This is a genomic window from Streptomyces sp. S3(2020) (genome assembly GCF_013044505.1).
GTDB lineage: Bacteria > Actinomycetota > Actinomycetes > Streptomycetales > Streptomycetaceae > Streptomyces.
Genome location: NZ_JABERD010000347.1, coordinates 1 through 6,372, shown reverse-complemented (window position 1 = coordinate 6,372; position 6,372 = coordinate 1). Strand labels below are relative to the sequence as shown.

General features: G+C 71.9%; 6 protein-coding genes and 1 riboswitch. Of the genes, 4 read left to right on the top strand and 2 right to left on the bottom strand.

Annotated elements, in window-relative coordinates:
* Window positions 1-189: 189 nt before the first annotated feature.
* The 4 genes from HLK59_RS47135 (at window position 190) to HLK59_RS47120 (ending at window position 4,366) form a co-directional block, all read left to right on the top strand.
* A complete protein-coding gene (locus HLK59_RS47135; protein ID WP_171147841.1) occupies window positions 190-561 on the top strand; it encodes a hypothetical protein in 372 nt (123 codons plus the stop codon).
* A gap of 31 nt (window positions 562-592) precedes the next feature.
* The gene (locus tag HLK59_RS47130) at window positions 593-1,777 is read left to right on the top strand and encodes a glutathionylspermidine synthase family protein (protein ID WP_171147840.1); all 1,185 of its coding nucleotides are present in this window, start codon (window positions 593-595) and stop codon (window positions 1,775-1,777) included.
* A gap of 45 nt (window positions 1,778-1,822) precedes the next feature.
* Entirely contained in the window at window positions 1,823-2,638 is an 816-nt protein-coding gene (locus HLK59_RS47125) for a methyltransferase domain-containing protein (protein ID WP_171147839.1), read from the top strand.
* 145 nt (window positions 2,639-2,783) lie between these two features.
* Window positions 2,784-2,873, top strand: a riboswitch (ZMP/ZTP riboswitch).
* Window positions 2,874-2,914: 41 nt separating this feature from the next.
* Entirely contained in the window at window positions 2,915-4,366 is a 1,452-nt protein-coding gene (locus tag HLK59_RS47120; protein WP_171147838.1) for a glycine hydroxymethyltransferase, read from the top strand.
* 193 nt (window positions 4,367-4,559) lie between these two features.
* Here HLK59_RS47120 and HLK59_RS47115 read toward each other — a convergent pair whose 3' ends face one another.
* Both HLK59_RS47115 and HLK59_RS47110 read right to left on the bottom strand, forming a co-directional pair.
* Entirely contained in the window at window positions 4,560-5,336 is a 777-nt protein-coding gene (locus tag HLK59_RS47115; RefSeq protein WP_240983051.1) for a hypothetical protein, read from the bottom strand.
* Between the two features lie 106 nt (window positions 5,337-5,442).
* On the bottom strand, window positions 5,443-6,318 hold the full coding sequence (locus HLK59_RS47110) for a hypothetical protein (protein ID WP_171147837.1): 876 nt from the start codon (window positions 6,316-6,318) through the stop codon (window positions 5,443-5,445).
* Window positions 6,319-6,372: the final 54 nt, after the last annotated feature.

Sequence of the window (6,372 nt, the reverse complement as noted above, 5' to 3'; positions counted from 1 at the left end):
GCCTGCAACACCGTCGCGGTACCGAAACAGACCGCCGCACCGAGCGCACACACCATCCCAAAGAGCACAAAGTGACTGTAGGGGAGGGGGTGTGACGGGCGGGGCGCCTGCGTGACGCTTATTACCGATCTCTAGGCTGACCGCCGGACAACCCAGAGACGAACAGACGAACAACGGGGAGACGCGAAAATGGCGGAAACACGGCGCCGGTTGCGCTCGAGCACGGTCGTGCTCGGCGGCATGGGAGTCGTCGCGGCGGCACTCACCTCCTGCGGCTCGGACCCCGACCGCCGCTGCGTCGACCGCGACAGCTACACCTACGAGGGCTACAAGGTCGTCGCCGACAAGAACTGCAGCTCCGGCACCTCCAGCTCAGGCAGCTCCGGCTCCTCCTCGTACGGCAAGAGCGGCAAGAAGAAGACCGGCACCGCCGACGCCGCCTGGTACTACGACGCCGACGTCAGCTCCGGCTACGCCGACTACGGCACCTTCAGCAAGAGCGAGGCCGTGGACCGCGGAGGCTTCGGCTGCTCCAGCGGCGGCAGCAGCAGCGGCGGCTGAGCGGACGCAGGACGACGAGCAGACGGACACCATGGAACGCCGCACCACCGAACCCCGCCCCGGCTGGCAGCAGACCGTCGAGGAGCAGGGGCTCATCTACCCCCTCACCCGCCACCCCGACGACTCGCTGCGCCCGTACTGGGACGAGAGCGCCTACTACGTCTTCTCCCTCGACGAGGTCGAGGCACTGGAAGAGGTCGTCGAGGAACTCCACCGCATGTGCCTGCGGGCGGCGGACCACATCGTCACAGCCGGCCGCTTCGCCGACCTCGGCATCACCGACCCGCGCGTCGCGGACGCGGTCGCCGAGGCCTGGCGCCGCCGCGCCGAACTCCCCTCCGTCTACGGCCGCTTCGACCTCCGCTACGACGGCACCGGCCCGGCCAAGCTCCTGGAGTACAACGCCGACACACCCACCTCCCTCGTCGAGGCCGCCTCACCCCAGTGGTTCTGGATGGAGGAGCGCTTCCCCGGCGCCGACCAGTGGAACTCCCTCCACGAGCGCCTCGTCGCCGCCTGGAAGAAGCAGGCCGCGCTGCTCCCGCCCGGCAGCCCCCTGTACTTCGCGTACTCCTCCGCCGACGAACTCGGCGAGGACCTCATGACGGTCGCCTACCTCCAGGAGACCGCCGAGCAGGCCGGCCTGGACACCGCCTGGATCTCCATGGAGGAGATCGGCTGGGACCCACTGTCCAGCCGCTTCGTCGACAGGCAACTCCGCTTCATCCGCAGCTGCTTCAAGCTCTACCCCTGGGAGTGGCTGACCACCGACCGCTTCGCCGAACACGTCCTCGACACCCTCGACAACGGCGGCGGCACAGGCAGCACCCTGTGGATCGAGCCCGCCTGGAAGATGCTGCTGAGCAACAAGGCGCTCCTGGCGATCCTCTGGGAGCTGTACCCGGACCACCCCAACCTCCTCCCCGCATACCTGGACGGGCCACGGGAGTTGGCCGATTCGAAGGGGTACGTCGCCAAGCCGCTGCTGGGCCGCGAGGGCGCCGGCGTGACGATCCACGAACCCGGCGCCGCACCCGTCCCGCGCGAAGAACCCTGCTGCTACCAGGAGTTGGCCTTCCTGCCCGACTTCGACGGCAACCGCGTCGTCCTCGGCGCCTGGGTCGTCGAGGACGAGTCCGCGGGCCTCGGCATCCGCGAGTCGTCCGGACCGGTGACTGACGAATACGCACGCTTCCTGCCCCACGTGATCCTCTGACGCGACACAATGATCGGCCCGTCACGAACGGAAGAGGGGCGATCGGTGAGCGACACGGCCACGGTGGAGAACGGATACGTCTTCGACCCGTCCTGGGAGCGCGAGCACAGCCGGCTCAGCGCGCTGGAGGAGATCTACGACGGCCAGAGCCGGCACCGGCTGACCGAACTGGGCGTCGCCGAGGGCCGGCGATGCCTGGAGGTGGGCTGCGGCGCCGGCAGCATCGCCCGCTGGCTGGCCCGGCAGGTCGGCGCCGCAGGGCGGGTGCTCGCCGTCGACCTCGACACGCGCTTCGCCGCGGCCCACGCACTGTCCAACCTGGAGGTGCGCCGGCACGACATCCTCGCCGACCCGCTCCCCGACGACCCCTTCGACCTCGTGCACGCGCGGGCCGTGGTGGAACACCTCTCCGACCGCGACGAGGCGCTGCGGCGCATGGCGGCCGCGACCCGACCCGGCGGCTGGGTGGTCGTGGAGGACTTCGACATCGACGGACCGATGTACCCGGCCGCCGCCCGCTACTACCCGCCCGTGTACATGGAGGTCGCCGAGCGCCTCGGCCGCGCGCTGCGGACGGCCTTCGGCGCCGCGGGGGTGGACCCCGGAACCGGCCGCCGCCTGCCGCAGGCACTGGCGGACGCCGGGCTGACCGACATCGGTGCGGAGGTCTACGCCCCGGTCCTGACCGGCGGCTCCGCGGCCTTCTTCCCCCTGACCCTGCGATCCCTGCGGCCACGGCTCCTGGAGACGGGCGAGGTGAGCGACGCCGACATCGAGGAGGTGATCACCCTGACGAAGCTCCAGGGGACCACCTACATCCCCAACTTCATGGTCCTCGCCTGGGGCCGCAAACCGTCCTGACCCCGCCTGCCGCACACGGCCGCCCCCGTCTGCCGTGCAGGGCCACCCCTGCCGGCTGTCGCCGGGACCAGGCCCGGAGCAGGGTGATTACTCGCTCGCATGGTGGACGCGGGGCCTCTCCCGCCCGGGCTGCCCGGTAGGCTGACCGGCGGGCCGTGACTGGCGCGCTGGGATGGGACGGACCATCGGGGAGCGGCCTGTGAGTGACCGAGTGCCGTGCGCCTGGGCCGAACCGTGAATCGTGACCGCAACCGCCACGCCATCCGGAGGCCGCACATGTCGCAGCAGCAGCCCCTCTCCACCGAGTCCACCGCCTTCCGCGCCGCCCTCGACGTGATCCGCGCCGTCGAGCCGCGCGTCGCCGACGCCATCGGCCAGGAGGTCCACGATCAGCGCGAGATGCTCAAGCTGATCGCCTCCGAGAACTACGCCTCCCCGGCCACCCTCCTCGCGATGGGCAACTGGTTCAGCGACAAGTACGCCGAGGGCACCATCGGCCGCCGCTTCTACGCCGGCTGCCGCAACGTCGACACCGTGGAGTCGCTCGCCGCCGAGCACGCCAGGGAGCTCTTCGGCGCCCGCCACGCCTACGTCCAGCCGCACTCCGGCATCGACGCCAACCTCGTCGCCTTCTGGTCCGTCCTCGCCGCCCGGGTCGAGGTCCCCTTCCTGGAGAAGACCGGCGCCCGCCAGGTCAACGACCTCACCGACGCCGACTGGGCAGAACTCCGTCAGGCCTTCGGCAACCAGCGCATGCTCGGCATGTCCCTGGACGCCGGCGGCCACCTCACCCACGGCTTCCGCCCCAACATCTCCGGCAAGATGTTCGACCAGCGCTCCTACGGCACGGACCCGGCCACCGGGCTGATCGACTACGAGGCGCTGCGGGTGTCCGCCCGTGAGTTCAAGCCGCTCATCATCGTCGCCGGCTACTCCGCCTACCCCCGGCTGGTGAACTTCCGCATCATGCGCGAGATCGCCGACGAGGTCGGGGCGACCCTGATGGTGGACATGGCGCACTTCGCCGGCCTGGTGGCGGGCAAGGTACTGACCGGCGACTTCGACCCGGTCCCGCACGCCCAGATCGTCACCACCACCACGCACAAGTCGCTGCGCGGCCCGCGCGGCGGCATGGTCCTGTGCGACGACTCCCTCAAGGACCAGGTCGACCGCGGCTGCCCGATGGTCCTCGGCGGCCCGCTTCCGCACGTCATGGCCGCGAAGGCGGTGGCACTGGCCGAGGCCCGTCAGCCCTCCTTCCAGGACTACGCCCAGCGCATCGTCGACAACTCCCGTGCCCTCGCCGAGGGTCTGGTGCGCCGGGGCGCCACCCTCGTCACCGGCGGCACCGACAACCACCTCAACCTGATCGACGTCGCCTCCTCCTACGGACTCACCGGCCGCCAGGCCGAGTCCGCGCTCCTCGACTCCGGCATCGTCACCAACCGCAACGCGATCCCGGCCGACCCCAACGGCGCCTGGTACACCTCCGGCATCCGCATCGGCACCCCCGCCCTCACCACCCGTGGCCTGGGCACCGCCGAGATGGACGAGGTCGCCGGCCTCATCGACCGGGTCCTCACCACCGCCGAGCCGGGCACCACCAAGTCGGGCGCCCCCTCCAAGGCCTCCCACGTCCTGGACGCCAAGGTCGCGGACGAGATCTCCCACCGCGCCACCGACCTCGTGGCCGGCTTCCCGCTGTACCCCGAGATCGACCTCGGCTGACCAACGCTCTCTTGAGTTGTCAAAGACCGGCGACTCTCACAGGCCGATGAGTTCCTGACCTGACTCCTCCCGCGGCGGTCCGGCTCCCTGCCGGTCCGCCGCACGGCGTATCAGCGGCGTCCCGCCGACCTCGGCCCCGAACCCGACGACCGGCCAGCCCCCGGCGCGCCGGAAGCAAGCCCTCGTACAAGCCTCATACATCCCTCAGTTCCTGCCGAGGCCCCGGCTCCCGCACCCTCCACCTCCGCAGCGCCGGCACCTCCGGCAGCCGGGTGGCGAAGGGCCGCAGCACCAGTGCCAGCACCGCCCCGGCCGCGAGGCCCGGCAGCGCCCACCACCAGTCGGCGCCGTCACCCGGGCCGGGCCGCTGGGCCGGGGCCGCCGCGGCCGTCGGCTCGGCAGCCCCCGCCCCCGCCTCCCCCTCTGTCTCCGCCTTCTCCGTGTCCTTGCCGTACATGTCCCAGGGCGGTGGGTACTCCACCGAGTAGTCACCGTCGGAGGCCTCGCCCATCACGCCCAAGTCCCCCAGGAGGCCGCGGAGGACGGCCGGCTGTTCGGCGCGGTGCCAGGTGCCGTTCGCCGACGCGTCCAGGTTCGCCGCCGTGTGTATCCAGACCGCTGTGGAGTCCGCCGCCGGATAGACCCGGTCGACCCGCCACGGCGTCACGTCGTGCAGCATCCAGGTCACGTTGATCTGTGGGCCGGTGATCAGATCGGCCTCGGGTGGCTTGTCCGCCGAGCCCCCGCCCGGTTCGCCGAGGAGCCGCTGCAACTCGCCGTACTCCTCGTCGGAGTGGTAGAGCGAGGCCGTCTCCGTGCTCTCCGGCGAGACGATCAGCACGCTGGTCGGACCGCCCGCCGAAGCGGACCCCGCACCCCACAGGGCCAGCCCGAGCGCGGCCGCCAACACCCCTGCCAGCGCGGCCAGTCGACGCCCCGCACCCCGCCAGCCGCTCATCTGCCTGTGCATCAGAACCCCCAACCAGCCGATGCCGTACGGCCCGCCCCCGTCTCCGCGAGCCGTGTGTCACTTCTGGTACACCGCCCGGCCCGCCGGGGTTCCCACCCCGCCCGCACTATTTCGGGGCCCTCGCCGACGACTTCTCCAGCGCCTTCGCGATCTCCACCGCCCGCTCCTTCGACGCCACGCCCTCCAACCGCAGCGTCACGTCCTCGGTGCCCACCGCACGGCTCCACAGCAGGGTCGGCCCGGCGGTCCGCGCCCTGTGGGTGTAGCGCTCCCCGTCCGGGTCCACCAGCCAGAAGCTCAGCAGGTGGGGACGCGGAAACCACAGGGCCGTGTCGTTCGCCGTGCCGACCTCCGCGGGGTCCTCGCCCAGGGAGATCCATTCCGGCTGCTCGCGCACGGTCTTCGTGAAGGCGATGTCCAGGCCGGCCGCGAACTGGTCCAGCCGGATCGTCTTCCCCCGCTCACGCCAGCACAGAGTGACCAGGGTCCGCCCCCGGGCCGCTCCGGTCACCGCCACCGCGTCCGGGCTGCCGAGCGCGTCCGGAACGAGCGGCGCGAACCCGGCCCGCCGCTCGGCCTGAGCGAGGGACACCGAGTGCCCGCAGCCGGGCACCTCGGCGCCGGGCGAGGGCGTCGCCGACGGGTCGTACCGCACCCCCACCCCGCCGAAGTCGAACCAGTCGTAGACCGCGGCCCGCACCGGAGGTGTGAGCGCCAGCACCGTCAGCAGTCCGCACAGCACGGTGGTCAGGGAGCGCCACCGCATCCGCGTCCAGCGCCGCGCCGCGGCCAGCCGCTCACGGGCGCGTGGCGGCTCGGCCACCGGGACCGGCACATGGTCGGCGAGTATCTGCCCGAGCACCCGCTCGACCATGGTCTCGGAGCCGACGGACCCGCCGGCCTCGTCGGCCCCGGGTGCGTCCAGCGACCTGCCCAGCGCCCGCAGCTCCTCGGGCAGCCGGGAGGGGCCGCCCCCCGACACACGCCCATGGTCACGCCCCCGCGGACCCGGACCCCGCTCACCGCCACGCCCGCC